This window comes from Pantoea sp. X-Soil-TKNS-1211, from assembly GCF_059730495.1.
Genome location: NZ_AP035953.1, coordinates 2,821,751 through 2,841,089, shown reverse-complemented (window position 1 = coordinate 2,841,089; position 19,339 = coordinate 2,821,751). Strand labels below are relative to the sequence as shown.

Genomic DNA, 19,339 nt, shown 5'->3' with positions numbered 1-19,339 from the left:
AAATATCAATTGGTCTGGTCGTCGGCAAAGGTGGCGTTGGCATAGGCTGACGCAGTAATGGCGGCCGGGAAACCGGCATAGAACGCCATATGGGTAATCACTGCGCTTAATTCAGTTTGTGTCAGGCCGTTTTCGATCCCCCGACGCAGATGCGCGGGCAGCTCATTAGCGTGATTCAGCGCAATCAGACAGGCGATGGTAATCAGGCTGCGGTCACGCGGGGCCAGATCCGCATCTTTCCACACCGCCGAATAGAGCGGCTGCTCAACAAAATCTGCCAGTTTCGGGGTAAACGGACGAGCGGCAGCGCGCGGGCTGGTAAAATCAATCGGTTTCATGGTCATCTCCTTAAATCTGGCTGATAAATTTGTTGGTCAGGTAATGTTCAATGCCTTCGGTGCCGCCCTCTGAACCATGTCCGCTCTCTTTCATCCCACCGAACGGTAACTCGGTGGCGATGATGCGGTACTGGTTGATGCCGATCATCCCGGCTTCGAGGCCGTCGCCCACATCAATGGCGGTACGGGCATCACGGGTAAAGGCATAGGCTGACAGCGCGTAGGGCAGACGATTGGCTTCTTCCAGTCCATCTTCCAGCGTGTCGAAGGGGCGCATCACGGCAATCGGGCCGAACGGTTCTTCATGCATGATGCGGGCGCTCATCGGCACATCCGCCAGCACCGTGGGCTGGAAGAAATAACCGGGACCATCAATACGTTTGCCACCGATCAGCACTTTTGCGCCCTGGGCGACCGCATCCGCCACCAGCAACTCCATCTTTTCCAGTTGGCGTTGATTCGCCAGCGGGCCAACCTGCGTCCCCGCATCCATACCGTCACCGATCACCAGCTTCGCAGTTGCCGCGACAAAGGCCGCCACAAAGCGTTCATACACCGGACGCTGAATCAGAAAGCGGGTGGAAGAGATACAGATTTGGCCGGTGCCACGGAAACGGTTGGCGGCACCCCCTGCGGCGGCGGCATCGATATCGGCATCGGCAAACACCAGCACCGGGCCGTGTCCCCCCAGTTCGAGGGTGATGGGTTTCACTCCGGCAGCGGCACGTTCTGATAGCAGACGACCCACCGGAACCGAACCGGTAAAGGCCACTTTGCGAATGATCGGTGAAGCGATGAGCTGTGAAGAGACTTTATCTGGTACACCGAAGACAATTTGCAGCACCCCTTTCGGCAGACCTGCCTCGTCGAGGCAGCGGGCCAGCGCCAGTGCGGTTGCCGGACTTTCTTCGCCAGGTTTCAGAATCACGCTGCACCCGGCTGCCAGCGCGGCAGAGAGTTTGCGTGCCGGGGTGATGGCGGGGAAGTTCCACGGGGTGAAGGCGGCCACCGGACCAATGGCCTGACGTTTCACCAGTTGTTGCACGCCGGGGCGATTGGCTGGCACTACGCGGCCATGAATGCGACGGGCTTCTTCGGCGAACCATTCGAAGTATTCGGCGGCGCGTTGCACTTCATCACGGCTCTCGTTCAGCGGCTTACCTTCTTCAAGGGTCATCTGCGTGGCGATATGCTCAGCACGTTCGCGCATCAGCTCTGCTGCACGTTTCATAATGCGCGCCCGTTCGGCAGGGACGGTGTGACGCCAGACGTCAAAGCTGTCGCGTGCTACTTCCAGCGCCAGCGCCAGATCGGCTTCGGTCGCCAGCGGCACACGACCCAGTACGCTGCCAGTGGCCGGGTTCACCACTGCGGCGGTATCGCGATCGTCGGCGCTCAGCCAGTTGCCATTGATGAACAGGTAAAGTGAATCATAAGTTGGGTTTTGCATGGTCTTCTTCCTCAGATGGATGATGTTGTTGATTTGCGTTGAGAAGAAGGTTAAGCCCAGGGCGCTTCGCTGATAAGATGGCTTCTCCCCACAACAGCTATGCAAGAAATGCACAGATGCAATCAGAGAAATTTGCCGAGTTCCTTGGCGTCTTCGTTGACGTAGCCCGTGAGAGTAGTTTTTCTGCCGCCGGGCGGCGCCGTGGCCGTACGCCCTCGTCGATTGGCCGCCAGATTGACGCACTGGAAGCGCATCTTGATACGCCGTTGTTTCTGCGCTCCACCCGCCATCTCACCCTGACCGATGCGGGTGAGGCCTTGCTGATTCGCGCCCGACAGATTCTGGACTCGCTGGTGGATGTGCAGCAGGAGCTGGCGTCGATGAAAGGAGAAGTCACCGGGATCTTACGCGTGGCGTGTTATCCGACCTTTGGCAAGCGCTACGTGCTGCCAGTGATGGGTGAGCTGGCGCGCCAGCACCCGGATTTGCGTCTGGAACTGGATCTGACCGAAAGGTTGGCAGACCCGGTGGCAGAGCGGCTGGACCTGGTGATCCGCATCGGCGATATGGCGGATAGCACCCTGATTGGCAGCCGCATTGCCATACAAACCCGCGTGTTGTGCGCCAGTCCGGCGTATCTGGCGCAGCAGGGCAGACCTGCCACGCTGGCCGATCTGGCCGCGCATCGGCTGATCGACAAATTGCACGGCTCCGATCTGTTGTGTTGGTCTGCGGTGCTGGGGCATCCGACTCGGGCATCCAACACTGCACCAGTATTTGGCTGTGACGATTTTGAAGGGATGCGGCTGGCGGCGGTGGAGGGATTGGGTATCGCTTATCTGCCCGATTGGGTGGTAGGAGAAGATATCAAGGCTGGGGTATTGCAGCAGATTTTCCCGGAGTGGTCAGCTCAGCCGCAGGCAGCAACCGGGATCTACGCGTTACGCGCGTTACGCCATCCCCCGGCACGTGTCACGCTGTTTCTTGATACGCTGCGCGCCCGCATCGGCAACCCGGCTATCTGGTCGGTGGCGTAGCGGCGCGATAAATCGCGCCGCTACGATGTGGATTAACGGTTTTTCAGATACACCTGCAAATTGACATACACGGCATTCAGCAGCGGCGTGGCAACACCGTTCCTCGTGGCACGTGCCACCAGGTCGCCGATGACCTGGTCGGCCTCGATATCAAAGCCCTGGGTCAGATCACGGTACATCGACGAGGTCATAGGCGTGGCCGGGTTATTCAGCGTCTCAAAAATCTTCGCCGTCACTGCCGGACGCTCCAGATAGCCTTCGGCGCTTATTACCTTCAGCACCTCGCCGAAGATGCCCTGCAACAACGCTTCACCGCCCTGTGATGTCAGGATCTGCTGGGTATTGCCACGCCCGAGGCAGCAGACCGCCCCCAAGGTGCTGAGCAGCAGCCATTTCTCCCACAGCTCACTGCTGATGTTGTCGGCAAACACGGTGTTGAACTGTGCGCCGCGCAACGTCTCATCCACCCGTTGCAGACGCGTATCGTTATCACCGTTCAGCGCTCCGTAGTACAGGATATGCAGCGGTGTCATCTGCACCACTTCACCGTCCTCACCGAGGGTGGCGTTGATTTTACACAGGCCGCCTATCACCTTGTCACCAAAGCGTTTTTGCAGCGTATCAATATGTCGCATCCCGTTAAGGATTGGCATGATCAGGGTATCAGGACCCACGGCCGGAGCGATATCTTCCATCGCCTGTGCCAGACCAAAACTTTTCACCGTCAGAATAATCAGGTCATAGCTGCCGTTCAGCGCTCCGGCCTGCACCAGTTGCGGGTGCAGGGTCTCGGTGCTGTCGGGGGTTTTCAGCACCATCCCGTTATTTTTTAACTGCTGAAAACGGCGCTCGCGCACCAGAAAAGTCACATCACGTCCTGCTTGCGCCAGACGCGCACCGAAATACCCGCCGGTTGCGCCGGCGCCGACTACCAGAATGCGCATGGTTGTGTTTCCCGTTGTGAATGAGACCCCTACCTTAAAACGCAGCGCTGAGGGATGCCAGTGGTCAAATGCGTATGCATGTAAAGGATTGATGAAAAACAGCTCAATCTGTTCGCATTTCTTCCAGCGCGAGGTCTAAGCTGATGGGCAACGGCGGGCAATGGTGCCCGCTTTTTTCCGTCGAACTGACTAAGGACGCATCATGCCCCGACCGCTACCCATCGAACGTTATCGCAATATCGGCATTTCCGCGCACATCGATGCCGGTAAAACCACCACCACCGAGCGCATTCTGTTTTACACCGGGATGAGCCATAAGCTGGGTGAAGTGCACGATGGCGCGGCAACCACCGACTGGATGGCACAGGAGCAGGAGCGAGGGATCACTATCACCTCAGCAGCGGTAAGCTGCTACTGGCCCGGTATGGATGGCAGCTTTGCCCCGCACCGTATCAACATTATTGACACCCCCGGGCACGTCGATTTCACTATCGAAGTGGAACGTTCCATGCGCGTGCTGGACGGCGCGGTGATGGTGTATGACGCCGTGGGCGGTGTGCAGCCACAATCAGAAACCGTCTGGCGTCAGGCCAACAAATACCATGTGCCACGCATCGCGTTCGTCAACAAAATGGACCGCCAGGGCGCGGATTTCTTCCGTGTGGTGCAGATGATGAAAGATCGTCTGCATGCCCATCCGGTGCCGATTGTGATCCCGATTGGTGCCGAAGAACACTTTACCGGCGTGGTCGACCTGACCAAAATGCGCGCCATCTACTGGGATGATGCGACTCAGGGCATGACCTTCAGCTATGCCTCGATCCCGGATGAGTTACAGGCGCTGGCCGCCGAGTGGCGTGAAAATATGGTGGCTGCCGCCGCAGAAGCCAGTGAAGCGTTGATGGATGTGTATCTTGAGCAGGGTGATCTGAGCGAGGAGCAGGTGATTGCCGGTCTGCGCCAGCGTACCTTGCTGAATGAGATCCAGCCGATGCTGTGCGGTAGCGCGTTCAAAAACAAAGGTGTGCAGCGCATGCTGGATGCGGTGATTGAGCTGATGCCTTCACCGATCGATGTGCCGCCAGTGGCGGGTATTGATGAACGTGGCGAACACGCTGAACGTCATGCCGACGATGACGAACCCTTCTCCGCGTTGGCGTTTAAATTAATGAGCGATCCCTATGTCGGTCAGCTGACGTTTGTGCGCGTCTATTCCGGCGTGCTGCGTAAGGGCGATAGCGTGTGGAATGCGGTGAAAGAGCGTAAAGAGCGCATTGGCCGCATTGTGCAGATGCAGGCGAACGATCGTATTGAAATCGAAGAGATCCGTGCCGGTGATATCGCGGCCTGTGTCGGTTTGAAAGAGGTCACCACCGGCGAAACGCTGTGTGACCCGAATGCAGTGATCACCCTGGAACGCATGGATTTCCCGGATCCGGTCATTTCGCTGTCAATTGAGCCGAAAACCAAAAGCGATCAGGAAAAAATGGGGCTGGCGTTGCAGCGCCTGGCGGCAGAAGATCCGTCGTTCCGTCTGCATACTGATGAAGAATCGGGCCAGACCATTATCTCCGGCATGGGCGAACTGCATCTGGAGATTATCGTTGACCGCATGAAACGCGAGTTTGGTGTCGAAGCCAATATTGGCCGACCGCAGGTAACTTACCGCGAAACCATCCGTAAAACGGTACGCGATGTGGAAGGTAAGTTTGTGCGCCAGTCAGGCGGTAAAGGTCAATATGGCCACGTGGTGCTGACGCTGGAACCGCAGCAGCCCGGTGCCGGTTTTGCCTTTGAGGATGCCACCAAAGGCGGCGTGGTGCCGCGCGAATTTATTCCTTCAGTCGAGAAGGGGATCCGTGAAGCGCTAAACAGCGGCGTGCTGGCGGGTTATCCGGTGGTGGATATCAAAGCGACCCTGACCTTTGGTTCGTATCATGATGTCGACTCCTCCGAGATGGCGTTCCGCATGGCGGCCATTTTCGGCTTCAAAGCCGCAGCCAAACAGGCCGATCCGGTGATCCTTGAACCGGTGATGCAGGTAGAAGTGGAAACCCCGGAAGAGTATGCCGGTAACGTTATGGGTGATCTCTCTTCACGTCGTGGCACTTTGCAGGGGATGGAAGAACGCTTTGGCGCACGTATTATTCACGCTGAAGTACCACTTGCGGAGATGTTTGGTTACTCCACCACGCTGCGTTCAATGTCGCAGGGCCGCGCCACCTACAGCATGGAGTTCAACCACTACGCCGAAGCGCCGAAAAACGTTGCTGACGCGATCATCGCTTCACGTCATTAAACTTACAGCGCCGTCACGCCCTGCGTGGCGGCCTGCAGTTCCCACTGCAACACCTCATCATAAAAGGCGCGATCAGGGGTAGCGAAGCCCGCGATCAGGCTGGCGGCGCACAGTTCCCGATAAGCCTCATCCTCTACCAACTGCGTCAATGCGCTGCGTAAGGCTGCCAGCGTCGGTTGATCGGTGCTGGCGGCGGTAATTAGCGGCAGTGCAGCGCACAACGGGGTTGCACCGATAATCTTTAACCCGGCTAACTCCTGCGGGACATGCTGTTGCAGTAACGCCCAGGTGATGCAGTCAATCGCCGCGATATCTGCTTGCTGCTGGCGCAGCGCGGCCAGTGACTGGCGATGGCTGCCGCTGAAATGCGTCTGCGCAAAGAAACGCCCCTGCTGCGCCAGCGGTGCCACCACATAACGCAGCGAGTTGTAGCCGGAGTGTGAATCATCGCTGTTACACACCGCCCGACGGCCACGGAAATCGGCCAACGTCAGCGTCGCATCCTCCTCGCGCACCACCAGCCAACTGCGATAACGCAATCCTTCACAACCCGGCGCGCTGGACTGAAAAGCCCCTACCAACTGGACATCTGGCAGCAGTTTGACCAGTGGATAGCCACAGGTCTGGCTCAGCAACAAATCGTTATCGCACCAGTGCGGGAGCAGGTCATGGTGCCACTCCACGCTGGCCGCTACACCACGTGTCGCCAGCAACTGTAACAGCGCCTCGGTCAATGCCAGGGTGGTGGCGTGGTTAATATCGTACATCGGTAAGGAGAGTCGTTTAGTCATGGCGTGCATCCTGTTTGCGGCCCGGATGGGCGTTAACCTCTACCGGCCTGGCCCAAAAGCGTCGTAGCCATTCGCCATAACCCGCGACCCGAAACGCCTGGTTGCGCTGGAAATAGTCATCGCGATTGAGCAGGTAAACGCGACGCAGGCCATACCACGGCAGGCCCGGTAGATCGTGATGTACTGAATGATAGTTGAGGTTGAGAAACAATACGCGCCATACCAGCCCCGCTTCGTTATTCACCGATCGCGCCAGTGGTTCCTCCTCGGCGCGATGTTCATAGAAAGAACGAACTTTGGTCAGCGCCAGTGCCGGATAACTCACCGCCACCACCCACCACAACGGCGAATAACCCAACTGTGTCAGCCACCAGAACAGCCCGCCCAACAGGCTGAGGTGCATCAGCCACATGGCGATGGCTGGTCTGTCGCGCTGACGAAACGCCACCAACAATGATTGCAGCGTTGCAAGGATATCCAGCAATGGCCCTAGCAGCAGCCGTCCGGGAAAGGTGTTGCGCAGATGGATCACCCGGCGCTGCCAGGGTTGCAGTCGCGCCCAATGTTGCGGCGTCAGGTAATAACTCTCGGGATCGTCATCGGGATCGGTCAGGGTGTGATTACGATGATGTGCCAGATGTGAGTCGCGGTACAAGCCATAGGGATACCATACCGCCAGTGGCAGGGTGCCAAATAGCTGATTGAGTCGCGGCCAGCGGGTAGGGTGGCCGTGAATCAACTCATGTTGCAATGACATATACCAGGTGGTGAACAGAATCATTAACAAGGTAGTCGGCAACAGGCCAAAGTGTTGCCCATAGATCAATGTACCAAACCACCCACCATACACCGCCAGTAGCAGCAGCCAGGTCGGCAATTCACTGCGCCACAGCCAGCTGCGCGCCAGTTGGTGGATCTGTTCACGTTGTTGTGGGCTGATATAGGCGGAAGAACCTTTGGGCATGATAGCGACGTTGTCCTGCTGGCTGAGATCGGTTCGCCAGACGATGCAGCACGGTCGAAAAAAAGACAAAGACCTTAATTTTCTTACTTATGTCGAAAAACTTGATGAAGCGGGTGAAAACAATTGGCTATCAGTACGGACGCGGCTGACGTAACCTTTCAGCATCGAAAACGACTTACTTAATCCGCGGCGTAACCCGCCTGCGAGGAGAACAGTTCCATGAAAAAGATTGGCTTTTTATCCTTTGGTCACTGGACGCCATCATCACAGTCCGCCACCCGTTCTGCGCAGGATGTGTTGTTGCAATCTATCGACCTGGCCGTGGCTGCTGAAGAGTTAGGTGCTGATGGCGCATACTATCGCGTGCACCACTTTGCCCGCCAACTGAGTTCCCCATTCCCGCTGCTGGCGGCGGTGGGGGCGCGTACCAAAAGCATCGAGATTGGTACTGGCGTGATTGATATGCGTTATGAAAACCCGCTGTACATGGCGGAAGACGCCGGTGCCGCAGACCTGATCTCCAATGGCCGCCTGCAACTCGGCATCAGCCGTGGATCGCCGGAGCAGGTCGTGGAAGGTTATCGCTACTTTGGCTTCAACCCGAAGGACGGCGAGAGCGATGCCGATATGGGGCGTCGTCATACTGAAGAGCTGCTGGAAGTGCTACGTGGTGAAGGTTTCGCGAAACCCAATCCGCAGCCGATGTTCCCGAATCCACCGGGACTGCTACGTCTGGAGCCGTTCTCTGAGGGTTTGCGTGAGCGTATCTGGTGGGGTTCTGGTTCCAACGCGACCGCTATCTGGGCCGCACAGCAGGGGATGAACCTGCAAAGTTCAACGCTGAAAGATGATGAAACCGGCGAGCCGTTCCACATCCAGCAGGCGAAACAAATTCGCGCTTACCGTGAAGCCTGGCAGGCGGCGGGACATCAGCGTACACCGCGTGTTTCCGTCAGTCGTAGCATTTTTGCTCTGACTAACGATATCGACCGTGCCTATTTTGGTCGCAGCGGTCAGGAGCAGGATTCCGTAGGTTTCCTCGATGAGAAAACTCGCGCTATCTTTGGTCGCAGCTATGCGGCGGAGCCGGAACAACTGATCAAACAGCTGGCACAGGATGAAGCGATTGCCGAAGCCGACACGCTGCTGCTGACCATTCCGAACCAACTCGGCGTGGATTACTGTGCCCATGTGATGGAAGCGATTCTGACTCAAGTGGCACCGGAGCTGGGCTGGCGTTAACGCGAAAATCGTACTAACAGCGGTTGCGGCGCGATTTATCGCGCATATATTGGGAGGCTCCTGAGCCTCCCATTTTTACACCGGCGGATATTGGGCAAATAACGCGGTACCTTCCATCTGCTGCGCTACCTGGTGTAAACGCGGAAAATGTTCTGCGGGCACCACCTGCGGAATAATCAACTGCATAAATCCCCAAATCACCGCGCTACTGATCGCCACCTGATCCGGTTTTTGCGGGTTGATATCACGCTGTTCCAGCTCGGTATTCCAGGCTTTACAGGCTGCCAGTAGCTGCTGTGTTACGCGGTCGAGCCACGGCTGATACTGCTTCTCTTCCGGTCGCAGCGTGCGCTCGTAATAGAACTGTACCGCTTTATCGCTGGCGGCCAGTACCAACCCGAGAATCTGCGTATCTTTCGCCAACGCGGCTGCCGTGGTGGGGAGCAACTTGCGGGGCGTATCAGCCTGGTTTTCCAGATAGTGCAGAATCAGTGACGAATCCATCAGCGCGCGGCCATCTGCCAGCACCAGAGTGGGTGCTTTGACCACGCCATTAATCTGCGCAAACTGATCAAAGTGTCGAAACACCGACAGCGACTGATGTTCAAACGCCATGCCGTAATGTGCGAGGGAAATCGCCACACGGCGTACATAAGGTGAATCCAGCATACCAATCAGTTTCATGGTGACTCCTTGTAAATTCGCGGTTTCTGTGCTCAGACAGTACCCCAGCCGCCGTGATTCAGCCAGCGACGCTTTCTAAGGGTTTTTGTTAGTAAAACTTACGCTTGTTGTGGCAGGCTACGGGTTTAACCCGTTGAGGAGCGGCTATGGCGGATTTTCCCCCGGTTGCCAGCCTGCGTAGCTTTGAAGCAGTAGCAAGGTTGGGCAGCGTTACCCTTGCGGCGAAAGAGCTGCATGTCACCCATTCAGCTATCAGCCAGCAGATAAAAGCGTTAGAAGAACTGTTAGGTGTCCAGTTATTCACCCGTCAGGTGCGCGGGGTGCAGATCAACGAAGAAGGCAGGTTGTATGCGATGCAGATCCGCGAAGCGCTGGGCCGCATTGCCGATGCGACGCGTCAGGTGCAGGTCAAACCACGACGTGCTGAACTGACGCTGGCGGCGGTGCCCTCGTTTGCCAGCCACTGGCTGATGCCGCGCCTGATGCGCTTTCGTCAATGTCACCCACATATTCATCTGCGCTTACAGGCCAGCCTGAGTGTCAACGATATGCAGCAGGCCACTACCGATATCGCTATCCGCATGGGCAAAGGTGATTGGGCAGGGGTTCACAGCCAGCTGTTATTTGCCGATACGCTGGTGGTGGTGGCATCTCCACAGTTTAATGGCGGCAATCTACCGCAGACCCCACAGCAAATTGCCGCCAGTGAACTCCTTTTCACCCTCGAATCCTGGGATAACTGGTGCCAGGCGGCGGGATTGAGCCAGCCGATCGTAGCGAATGGCCTGGTAACCAATGACTCCAACCTGGTTTTACAGGCGGTGCGGCTCGGGCAGGGCATTGCGCTGGAACGGCGATCGCTGGTTCAGGACGCGCTGGATCGCGGTGAACTGGTGCAACTCAGCCCGGTCAGCGTGGATTATCCGTGGCCGTATTGGCTGGTGACCCGTAAGGAAAGTGAGAAGCGTGAGGAAGAGGCGGCGTTTGTTAGTTGGTTGATGGAAGAGGTGACTAGCTATCTCAGCGCGCCGCTACCGGCAAAAAAAAAGCAGCCTTTGCAGGCTGCTCTTTCTTCGAATTTGGCTCCTCTGACTGGACTCGAACCAGTGACATACGGATTAACAGTCCGCCGTTCTACCGACTGAACTACAGAGGAATCGTTTGAACGGGGCGCATAGTAACGAGCGGGCTGCGCCTTGTCAAAGCCCTTTTGCACAAATTGTTCCGACTGCTGAATAAAGCAGCATCCCCTCAGGCTGGCGGAGAAAAATCCAGGTTATGTCCAACCAGGATAATGGAATACAAAATCCATAATGAAGAGAAATGGCTGACTTGATTGTGATGGCAATCACTAACTCTATGAAATATTACATTCTGATTTGTCGATTTTGTCAGATTCATCGCATGCATGATCACAGATATTCCATTTGGCCGTTGTGGGTGCACAAGGTGAAATTTATATTCCGTATCACTTCTTCTGTGAACCCAGGATGTGCAGTATGAACAAAGTCAGAATCGGAATGATTGGCAGTGGTTACATTGGTCGTTGTCATGCAATTGCTTATGCTCAGGCACCGACCGTGTTTGCCCTGAAAGGCGAAATCGTGCGAGAGATGCTGGCGGAGGTTAATCCGGAGCTGGCAGCCAAACAGGCGGCAACCTTTGGCTTCGCGCGTTCAACCGGCGACTGGCGTGAGTTGGTTCGCGATCCCAACATCGATGTGGTGGATATCTGCGCCCCAAACTTCCTGCATAAGGAGATGGCGCTGGAAGCTATCCGTAATGGTAAACATGTCTATTCAGAAAAGCCGCTGTCCCTCTCCGTTGCTGACGCGGAAGAGATGGTGCAGGCCGCACAGCAGGCGAGGGTAAAAACGCTGGTGGGCTTCAACTATATGAAAAACCCCACCAGCCAGTTAGCGCGCGAAATTATCGCCCGTGGTGAAATCGGTGATGTGGTGCATTTCTACGGTACGCACAACGAGGATTACCTGGCAAAAGCGGAAACGCCGTTAGACTGGCATTGTCAGAAAGCGTTGGCAGGTCTGGGCGCGCTCGGCGACCTCGCCGCACATATCGTCAATATGGCGCATTATCTGGTGGGCGATATCGAAGAAGTCAGCGGGGATATGATGACGGTGATTAAACAACGCCCGGACCCGAAAGATCCCAGCCGTCTGCTGCCGGTAGAAAACGAAGACCAGGCCAGCGCGTTACTGCGCTTCAAGAATGGTGCGCACGGCGTATTTGAAACCTCGCGTATCGCTTGCGGCAGCAAAATGGGGCTCACCTATGTGGTGACCGGCACCAAAGGTACGCTGCGTTATACCCAGGAGCGGATGGCGGAGCTGGAGCTTTATATCCATGATGATCCGGTTGGACGTCAGGGCTTTAAAACCATTCTCACCGGCCCGGCGCACCCGGACTATGCCAACTTTTGCGTTTCAGCCGGACACGGCATTGGATTTAACGATCAGAAAACCGTCGAGATCCGCGATCTGATTAACGGTATTGCTGCGGGCGACCGCATGTGGCCAGACTTCGCCGAGGGATTACAGGTGCAGAAGGTGCTGGAAGCAGTGGCGGTGTCAGCCGCAGAACGGCGCTGGATGACCGTATAATTTCAGAGCACCGTAGCGGCGCGATTTATCGCGCCCCTACAGGCTGGAGCATGAGTCGTTACGTTGCCATCTGCCACCACAACTTATCCAGCGCGTAGTAGCGGTCGCGCTCCATCTCCGGCTGATATAAATCGCGTTTCCACGGTTTCGCCAGAATATAATGCAAATTCTTCACCTCGTCGGCATTCCATAGCTGCGGATGCTGAAAAGGCAATGTTTTGAGCGCATTGTAAATATAAGGTAATGGCAGCCAGCGTCCGGCGAACACCTCATTCAGTAAATCCTGTTCGGAAAACGGATAGCGGCGCAGATCATCAATCGCTGCCACTTTCTCCTGCAACTGCTGGAAGACCGCCATGTCAGGTTTCAGCACCAAAAAACCACCATTGAGATAAAGATCCAGGTTGGCCGGGGCCGGTTGCTGGCGCTCCAACCAGGTGTAGTGGCAATTCTCTGGCTGCCAGCTGGCGGGATAGCTGGCAATCTGATTCGGGTTACAGCGGCAGGCATGGCAGGCGGCGAGGGCATAATCACCCAGGTCGAGGGTGAAAAGCTCATCCATATTGCGCAGTACCAGCATATCCGCATCGAGAAACACTACGCGCTCACAACCCGTCAATTCCCAGACACGCAGTTTGCTCCACACTTCGCCAAACTGCGCCGAAGCATAATGCTGATCCAGATCGTTACGCGGTGTCAGGGGCACCACAGGGTGAATAACGCAGCCATCGGCCTGCAAGGCTTCCCGCGTGCTCTGATCAATGGCATCGGTGACCATCACCACCAGCGGCCAGCGGCTGTCGCTTTTTATCAGTGATCGATGCAGGGTTTTCACCCCCACCAGATAATCCGGTTGTGTTAATAAAGTGACCCAGGCAAACATACTTTCCTCTCGTCAGGCTTAATCGAAAAGGGCGGTAACATAGTCGTTGCTGAAACGGTGGTACGGATCGAGCTGCTGGCGCACGGCGCGAAACGCCTCCCACTGCGGATAGATATCACGCCAGGGGTAACGTTGTGGATCGTAATATTTTCCCCAGTGGGGACGACCACCTTCGGCGGCGAGCAGTTTTTCCACTTCGGTGAGAAAATGCAGTCCTTCCTGCGACAGCGAACCGTCATCGGCGTAATACACCACAAAACCAAAAAAGCAGGTGGGCTGTTGATACGCCGGGCTGAGCCACGCCGACGATGCTCCGGTGCAGCGCAGAATGATCGGATAATGCATATGCGGATGTTTTGCCGCGTACCAGGTTTTAATTTTATCAATGATATGTGGGGTTTGTGCCAGCGGGACCCCAATCTCCACATTGATCTGCGGCACCGCAATGCCACGACAAAACAGTTGGTAGATATCGCCACTGAGGTCGGTGAAATCGCGAAAACGCGTCACGGTGCGGAATTGTTTGCCGCCTTTGCCGTGAATCTGCGTATCCCGATGCATCTGCGTTAGCGTCTGCTCGATCGTGTCATTCAGGCTGCTGTCGGTTTCGTCACCATGCTCAATCACTTGACGTTGGTTGGCATAGTAACGCTGCTGATCCTGGGCGTTAGCCTCCTCGGCATTCCACACATGCAGAAGATTGTCGTCAACGAACCACCAGGCTTTGCTCAGTTCGTATTGCTGATTCCAGGCCAGCAAATCCTGCCCGAGGTTATCAGCCGGAACGGCATATTTGTGGCAGGTAAACAGGCGAAAAGGGTGGGTGCGTAACGTGACGGCGGTGATAATGCCTAATGCACCGAGCGACACCTGCGCAGCGTGAAACGCGGCATCATCACGGGTAAATTCCCGCAGGCTACCATCCGCCATCACCATGCGGATGCGTAGTGCTTCGTCTGCCAGTGAACTCTGACCGAGACCCTGACCGTGGGTGCCGGTCGACATCGCGCCGGCCAGCGTCTGTACCGCAATCACGCCTGGCGAGGAAGCCAGCATGCGATCCATCCCGGTCAGGGTGGCATAGATCTGCTCCAGCGGGGTGCCGGCGGCGAAGGTTACGCTCGCTTCATCGAACGCGAGCATCCCTTGCATGGCACTGAGATCCAACAATAGATCCTGAACACCGACATTCAGCATCCTGCCCGGTGACAGGCGGCTGCCGAGCACGCGTACCTTGCCTGTCGAGTGGCGCAGGATCTGTTGTAATTCAGCTTCACAGGTTGGCCGCTGTAACTGCGCACGCTGGCCGACGACGCTGTTCTGCGCCCAGTTCCACAGACGGTTTTCGTTATCAATGTTGGCGATGTGACGTAACGGATAAAGGGGGGAATCTTTCACTACGGCGTTCCTTAGTCTGAGGTCTGTGATGGTCCCATTGGCTAAAGCGTAGACCATCACAGCGCAGCCGCAGACTAAGGGGCTTTGCGGATATAACGTAACGTAGCGGTAACGGCCAGTTGGCGATTACGATGAATGCTGTCTTCTTCGCTATTATCCGGGCTAAACAGCGCGTTAAAGGTATAGCGGTTAGAAACGTGATGTACGCAGATACTGCTGATTAAGCGGTGCACATCAATGGTATTGACGCCGGTAATAAAAATGCCCTGCTGCTGCCCACGAGACAAAATATCTTCAAGCAGGTCGAGAGCGCTTTTATTCAGCGCCTTAATGCGTTCCGACTGGGTGATGTAGCGACCACGCAGCAGGTTTTCGGTGCAGACCAGCCGCATAAAATCCGGGTGCGAAACATGGTAATCGAAGCTGGCTTCCACCAGTTTGGTCATCGCCTCTTCCGGGGCCATCGCGGCGAGATTCAGTCCGGTTTCATGTTGACGAATTGCCTGATAAACCTGCTCCAGCACCTCGATATACAACTTTTCTTTATTCACGAAGTGATACACCACCATACGTTTGGTGGTCTGAGCATGCTCGGCGATCTGCTCCAGCCGCGCGCCCTGCATACCGAATTCGGCAAAGGTCTTCAGTGCGCCTGCCAGAATGCGTTTCTTAAGCCCTTCAGGGTCATTTTTACGTTTGGTAGTTTCCGACATAGTGCTCAATAACAAGGTGCAAAAGGAAGATGTTAGCACAGCATGCCGCGTGATCACGCAGGGCCGTACGCATTATATGCTTTTTGTGAATAACAATTCTGAAATCGAGATTAAGTGATAATAAGTCGCTGCGTATACTGCGCTGATTCCCGGCCTGAGAGCTGGGCCATGTGCGCTCGATGCAGGATGGACCATGACACTACTCTTTCCCGATGACATTTCATTATCGCGCCGTGCGATCAGTGATACGGCTGATATTTTGCACCGCTCACCGGTGGTGGTAAAGGTACGCGATCTTTCCCGTACGTTTGGTGCAACTCATGCGCTGCGCAAGGTGTCTCTGACTGTCAATCAGGGCGAAATTCTCGGCATTATCGGCCGCAGCGGTGCCGGAAAATCGACGCTCATTCGTTGTCTTAATGGCCTGGAACAGCCGGATGAAGGGGTGATTGAGATCGAGGGGCGTGCCATCAGCGGCTTATCGGAAAAAAACCTGCAAGCGGTGCGCAGCCGGGTTGGCATGGTGTTTCAGCACTTCAACTTGCTCTCGGCGAAAACTGTGGCGCAGAACGTGGCTTTGCCGCTGAAAATTGCCGGTATGGCGCAAGCGCAACGTCAGCAGCGTGTTGCGCAGTTATTGCACCTGGTGGGGCTGTCCGACAAAGCGGATCACTATCCGGCGGCACTTTCGGGGGGCCAGAAGCAGCGTGTGGGGATCGCCCGTGCGCTGGCTGCCGAGCCTGCGTTGCTGCTCTGCGATGAGGCGACGTCGGCGCTGGATCCCGAAACCACCCGCTCCATTCTGGCGTTACTGAAATCGCTCAATCAACAACTCGGTATCACCATTCTATTGATCACCCATGAGATGGAGGTGATCAAATCCGTCGCCCAGCGGGTGGCGGTGATTGATGCCGGTGAAATTATTGAAAGCGGGCCGGTATGGCAGGTGTTCGCCCATCCGCAAACTCAACTGACACAAACCTTGCTGCGTGGCTTGCTGCCGCAGTTGCCGGAAAGTATGGCAGCGCGTCTCCAGCAACAGCCTGCCGGTGAGGCGATTTATCACGTCAATTTCGCCGGTGAGGACGCTCAGGGTGATTTGCTGACGCGGCTGGCGACGCACTGGCCTGGCGCGTTTCGTTTATTGCAGGGTGGGGTAGACCACATTCAGCACTACGCGGTAGTCCGTTTCTTTATAGCGCTGCCGCAGGCGCAACAGCAACCCGTCATCAGTTGGCTGCAACAGCAGCAGGCACAAGTGGAGTTAATCGGTTATGTCACCAGTAATGATTGATTTAATGCTTAGCGCCATTGGCGAAACCTTGCTGATGACGCTGCTCTCAGGCCTGATTTCACTGGTTGCCGGGCTGCCATTGGGGTTGATTTTGGTGGTCACCAGCCCCGGTGGCATTGCCGAACATCGGCTGATTAATCGGGTGCTGGGGATCATTATCAACGGTTTTCGATCCTTGCCCTTTATTATTCTGCTGGTGGCGCTGATCCCCTTTACCCGTTTTCTGGTTGGTACGTCGTTAGGGACCTGGGCGGCGATTGTTCCACTCTCCATCACCGCGACGCCGTATTTCGCTCGCGTAGCGGAAGTGTCCTTGCGCGAGGTGGATCGCGGTTTGATCGATGCCGTGCGTGCGATGGGGGCCAGTAAGCTGCGTATCGTTTGGGAAGTGCTGGTGCCGGAAGCGTTACCGGGCATACTGGCGGGATTCGTCGTTACGCTGGTGGCGTTGGTGGGAGCCTCCGCTATGGCCGGGGCAATTGGTGCCGGAGGCTTGGGCGATCTCGCGATTCGCTATGGTTATCAGCGCTTTGAAACCAATGTGATGCTGGCGGTGATCGCGGTGCTGATCATTCTGGTATGCGGTATTCAGTGGCTGGGCGACCGTCTGGTGGCAAAAGTGGATAAGCGCCATTAATGACGATTTCCCCCCGGGCGGCGCGATAAATCGCGCCGTTTTGTTATGCCTGCTTCGTTCATTCCCATGTAAATCCGCTATTCATTCCATTTCCTTCACATTCATACGGCACGTTTCTATCTAAGAGACAGTTCGAAATTCTGCCAATTGCCGACGTAATTCTCTTTCCATGAGGTTTTGTAAGTATAAAAACCTGGCGAGCCTGACGTAACTCAAATTGAGTAAACGCGCACTCAATCAGGACCACTTTTTTTGTGAAATTTTATGAATTTTAAACGTAGGAATTTTCATCATCAGTAGCAAATTTCTTATTAATTTTGTCGTTTTTTAGGATGATTCTGATTTAATCGAGGTAAAACAAGCTGAATTTCCATTAGTGTTATTTGTTAAGTGTTGTTTATGCATGTTTCCAGGAATACCGCACGTTGATATTTTGTCAGGCTTATGTAAATCTTTGGCCGATGTTAATACATGGATGATGATTTGTGCTCACGGGCGGGTTTTACCAGGCTCGTGCGGTAGCTATGATGCTACAGAAAGATCATAACCAATTGATTTAGATCGATTGTGATCCATATTGCTCGCGATTAATATTCGTCACGACTTTTGCACCCTGATTGAGCGATCTTATAAGGCAGGGTGGATTTCAGACCAGGAATGTCATAAGTAAATCTTGTGTACGCTGCTTTACCCCCTATTGAGTTGCAGATATTTATCACTTTGGTGAATGTTTTATAACTGCATATCAACTCCCTCCTGGTCTTACGCTCCCTTTTATTGCATCTGAAATACTTAATTGGAACTGATCATTTTTAGCCCTGCATTTGGCCGATTGCTTCCGATAAAAAGTGTGGTCAATTTTTTAAATGGTCCTGACTGCTGTGGTTCGCGCGGCATTCAGTGATTTATTTTGCTAACAACCGGCCAATGGCCATTTTTTAGAGATTAATGGAACTAAACATGAAGAAAATGGTGAATCTCCGCATTGCGTTAAGCCTGCTGTTTGTCTTTGTTGTTGCAGGTTGTAAAGCGCCACCACCCATCACTGACGACACCCTGGTGACCAGCACCGTTGACGGTGTCACCCTGGTTCACCGCCATGCGGTCAATCCGCCTGCGCAGTTCAATCCTGTCAATGACGCCTATCGCGCGCTCTATCCGACCTCGGTGATGACGCGCCCTGACTACGGCGGCAAAGTGGTGACTACGCTGAAAACCGGTGAAACCTATACGGTCCTTGGCATGGTTGAGAACAATTGGCTGGCGATTGGCGAGGAGCCGCAGGCCGAAGCCGCACCGGCTGAAGGACAGAAAACCGTGGCCACGCCAGCAGCAGCGCAGCTCACCGGTTATGTGCCGTTCCGCGCCCTGGTGAAAAGCGATCTCTACGATCAAACCCTGAAAGCCGACCAGCCGAAACGTCGGGTGCGCAGTGCAAAGAAAAAGACCTGCGTGTCGGTCGATGGCGACAGCAAAGCCTGCCAGAACGGTAACAGCGGTACCTGGATCATTAACTAGTCTCGCTAAACATGGAGGGACAGGTGATGTTGATAAGTCGCCTGAGAAAGTGGTGTTTGCCGCTGTTCGTCCTGTTACTGGCGGCATGCAGTAGTGGCCAAACCTCAGTAGCGCGTTACAACCTGCACTTCCAGGCGCATCCGCAAATCAATGCGGGTGCGCCGCTCAAAGTTCGGGTGATGCTACTCACCTCTGACGCCGCATTTATGTCTGCCGATTTCTATTCACTACAAAACCAGCCGGGGGCAGTGCTCGGCGCTTCACTGCTGAATAACCAGGAGTTCTTCCTGAGGGCAGGGCAACTCAGTAATACGCTCAGTGGTAAGAGTCTGGCCGAAGCCCGTTTCATCGGCATCATGGCGGAATATCAGACGTTGGACGGCAAAGTCTGGCGTCTGGCGCTGCCCTTCCCGGACGGGGATGACAGTGCGTTCTGGCAGTTCTGGAAAAGTAACGATGGTGAGTTGAATGCCAGCATCGTGGCGGATATCAACGGCCTGCGCCTGGTTAAGCAGTAAAGGATGAT

The 19,339-nt window shown here is 55.3% G+C and carries 17 protein-coding genes, 1 tRNA gene and 1 pseudogene; 9 read left to right on the top strand and 10 right to left on the bottom strand.

The genetic code is table 11. The features are described from left to right. Window positions 1-5 precede the first annotated feature (5 nt). The gene (locus AC6I8W_RS13520; protein ID WP_497835428.1) at window positions 6-338 is read right to left on the bottom strand and encodes a carboxymuconolactone decarboxylase family protein; all 333 of its coding nucleotides are present in this window, start codon (window positions 336-338) and stop codon (window positions 6-8) included. Window positions 339-348: 10 nt separating this feature from the next. Next, window positions 349-1,788, bottom strand: a complete 1,440-nt coding sequence (locus AC6I8W_RS13515; RefSeq protein WP_497835427.1) for an NAD-dependent succinate-semialdehyde dehydrogenase — start codon at window positions 1,786-1,788, stop codon at window positions 349-351. Window positions 1,789-1,904: 116 nt separating this feature from the next. On the opposite strand from AC6I8W_RS13515, the gene AC6I8W_RS13510 reads away from it, so the two are divergent. Beyond that, window positions 1,905-2,825 (top strand): LysR family transcriptional regulator, encoded by a 921-nt coding sequence (locus AC6I8W_RS13510; RefSeq protein ID WP_497835426.1) that lies wholly within the window; start codon window positions 1,905-1,907, stop codon window positions 2,823-2,825. 32 nt (window positions 2,826-2,857) lie between these two features. Here AC6I8W_RS13510 and AC6I8W_RS13505 read toward each other — a convergent pair whose 3' ends face one another. Continuing rightward, window positions 2,858-3,769 (bottom strand): ketopantoate reductase family protein, encoded by a 912-nt coding sequence (locus AC6I8W_RS13505; protein WP_497835425.1) that lies wholly within the window; start codon window positions 3,767-3,769, stop codon window positions 2,858-2,860. Window positions 3,770-3,971: 202 nt separating this feature from the next. On the opposite strand from AC6I8W_RS13505, the gene fusA reads away from it, so the two are divergent. Further along, a complete protein-coding gene (fusA, locus tag AC6I8W_RS13500; RefSeq protein ID WP_497835424.1) occupies window positions 3,972-6,068 on the top strand; it encodes an elongation factor G in 2,097 nt (698 codons plus the stop codon). Between the two features lie 2 nt (window positions 6,069-6,070). On the opposite strand, the gene AC6I8W_RS13495 is transcribed toward fusA, so the two are convergent. Together AC6I8W_RS13495 and AC6I8W_RS13490 are read right to left on the bottom strand one after the other, a co-directional pair. Continuing rightward, window positions 6,071-6,859, bottom strand: coding sequence for a phosphate/phosphite/phosphonate ABC transporter substrate-binding protein (locus tag AC6I8W_RS13495; protein ID WP_497835423.1), 789 nt, complete (start codon window positions 6,857-6,859; stop codon window positions 6,071-6,073). Then, entirely contained in the window at window positions 6,852-7,823 is a 972-nt protein-coding gene (locus tag AC6I8W_RS13490; protein WP_497838190.1) for a fatty acid desaturase, read from the bottom strand. Before AC6I8W_RS13490 ends, AC6I8W_RS13495 begins: the two co-directional genes overlap by 8 nt. A 219-nt stretch (window positions 7,824-8,042) precedes the next feature. Between AC6I8W_RS13490 and AC6I8W_RS13485 the strand changes: the two genes are divergently transcribed. After that, window positions 8,043-9,065, top strand: coding sequence for an LLM class flavin-dependent oxidoreductase (locus AC6I8W_RS13485; protein ID WP_497835422.1), 1,023 nt, complete (start codon window positions 8,043-8,045; stop codon window positions 9,063-9,065). Window positions 9,066-9,140: 75 nt separating this feature from the next. Here AC6I8W_RS13485 and AC6I8W_RS13480 read toward each other — a convergent pair whose 3' ends face one another. Beyond that, complete coding sequence (locus tag AC6I8W_RS13480; RefSeq protein ID WP_497835421.1) at window positions 9,141-9,749, bottom strand: glutathione S-transferase; 609 nt, start codon at window positions 9,747-9,749, stop codon at window positions 9,141-9,143. A 146-nt stretch (window positions 9,750-9,895) separates the two neighbouring features. On the opposite strand from AC6I8W_RS13480, the pseudogene gcvA reads away from it, so the two are divergent. Next, window positions 9,896-10,768 (top strand): annotated as a pseudogene (gene gcvA, locus AC6I8W_RS13475) (transcriptional regulator GcvA); the annotation flags it as partial. 61 nt (window positions 10,769-10,829) lie between these two features. On the opposite strand, the gene AC6I8W_RS13470 reads toward gcvA, so the two are convergent. Next, window positions 10,830-10,905 (bottom strand) — tRNA-Asn (locus tag AC6I8W_RS13470). Between the two features lie 343 nt (window positions 10,906-11,248). On the opposite strand from AC6I8W_RS13470, the gene AC6I8W_RS13465 reads away from it, so the two are divergent. Then, complete coding sequence (locus AC6I8W_RS13465) at window positions 11,249-12,370, top strand: Gfo/Idh/MocA family protein (protein ID WP_497835420.1); 1,122 nt, start codon at window positions 11,249-11,251, stop codon at window positions 12,368-12,370. Between the two features lie 58 nt (window positions 12,371-12,428). Here AC6I8W_RS13465 and AC6I8W_RS13460 read toward each other — a convergent pair whose 3' ends face one another. From AC6I8W_RS13460 to AC6I8W_RS13450, 3 genes are read right to left on the bottom strand one after another with little or no spacing between them, the layout of a single operon-like run. After that, entirely contained in the window at window positions 12,429-13,253 is an 825-nt protein-coding gene (locus AC6I8W_RS13460) for a glycosyltransferase family 8 protein (RefSeq protein WP_497835419.1), read from the bottom strand. A gap of 18 nt (window positions 13,254-13,271) precedes the next feature. Then, on the bottom strand, window positions 13,272-14,708 hold the full coding sequence (locus AC6I8W_RS13455) for a D-arabinono-1,4-lactone oxidase (protein WP_497835418.1): 1,437 nt from the start codon (window positions 14,706-14,708) through the stop codon (window positions 13,272-13,274). Window positions 14,709-14,725: 17 nt separating this feature from the next. After that, on the bottom strand, window positions 14,726-15,364 hold the full coding sequence (locus tag AC6I8W_RS13450) for a TetR/AcrR family transcriptional regulator (protein ID WP_497835417.1): 639 nt from the start codon (window positions 15,362-15,364) through the stop codon (window positions 14,726-14,728). A 193-nt stretch (window positions 15,365-15,557) separates the two neighbouring features. On the opposite strand from AC6I8W_RS13450, the gene AC6I8W_RS13445 reads away from it, so the two are divergent. From AC6I8W_RS13445 to tssJ, 4 genes are all read left to right on the top strand, one after another. After that, window positions 15,558-16,658, top strand: a complete 1,101-nt coding sequence (locus AC6I8W_RS13445) for a methionine ABC transporter ATP-binding protein (protein ID WP_497835416.1) — start codon at window positions 15,558-15,560, stop codon at window positions 16,656-16,658. After that, window positions 16,639-17,295, top strand: a complete 657-nt coding sequence (locus AC6I8W_RS13440; protein WP_497835415.1) for a methionine ABC transporter permease — start codon at window positions 16,639-16,641, stop codon at window positions 17,293-17,295. Before AC6I8W_RS13445 ends, AC6I8W_RS13440 begins: the two co-directional genes overlap by 20 nt. A 948-nt stretch (window positions 17,296-18,243) precedes the next feature. Further along, the gene (locus AC6I8W_RS13435) at window positions 18,244-18,813 is read left to right on the top strand and encodes an SH3 domain-containing protein (RefSeq protein ID WP_497835414.1); all 570 of its coding nucleotides are present in this window, start codon (window positions 18,244-18,246) and stop codon (window positions 18,811-18,813) included. Window positions 18,814-18,839: 26 nt separating this feature from the next. After that, window positions 18,840-19,331 (top strand): type VI secretion system lipoprotein TssJ, encoded by a 492-nt coding sequence (gene tssJ / locus AC6I8W_RS13430; RefSeq protein WP_497838189.1) that lies wholly within the window; start codon window positions 18,840-18,842, stop codon window positions 19,329-19,331. The last annotated feature ends 8 nt before the right edge of the window (window positions 19,332-19,339 follow it).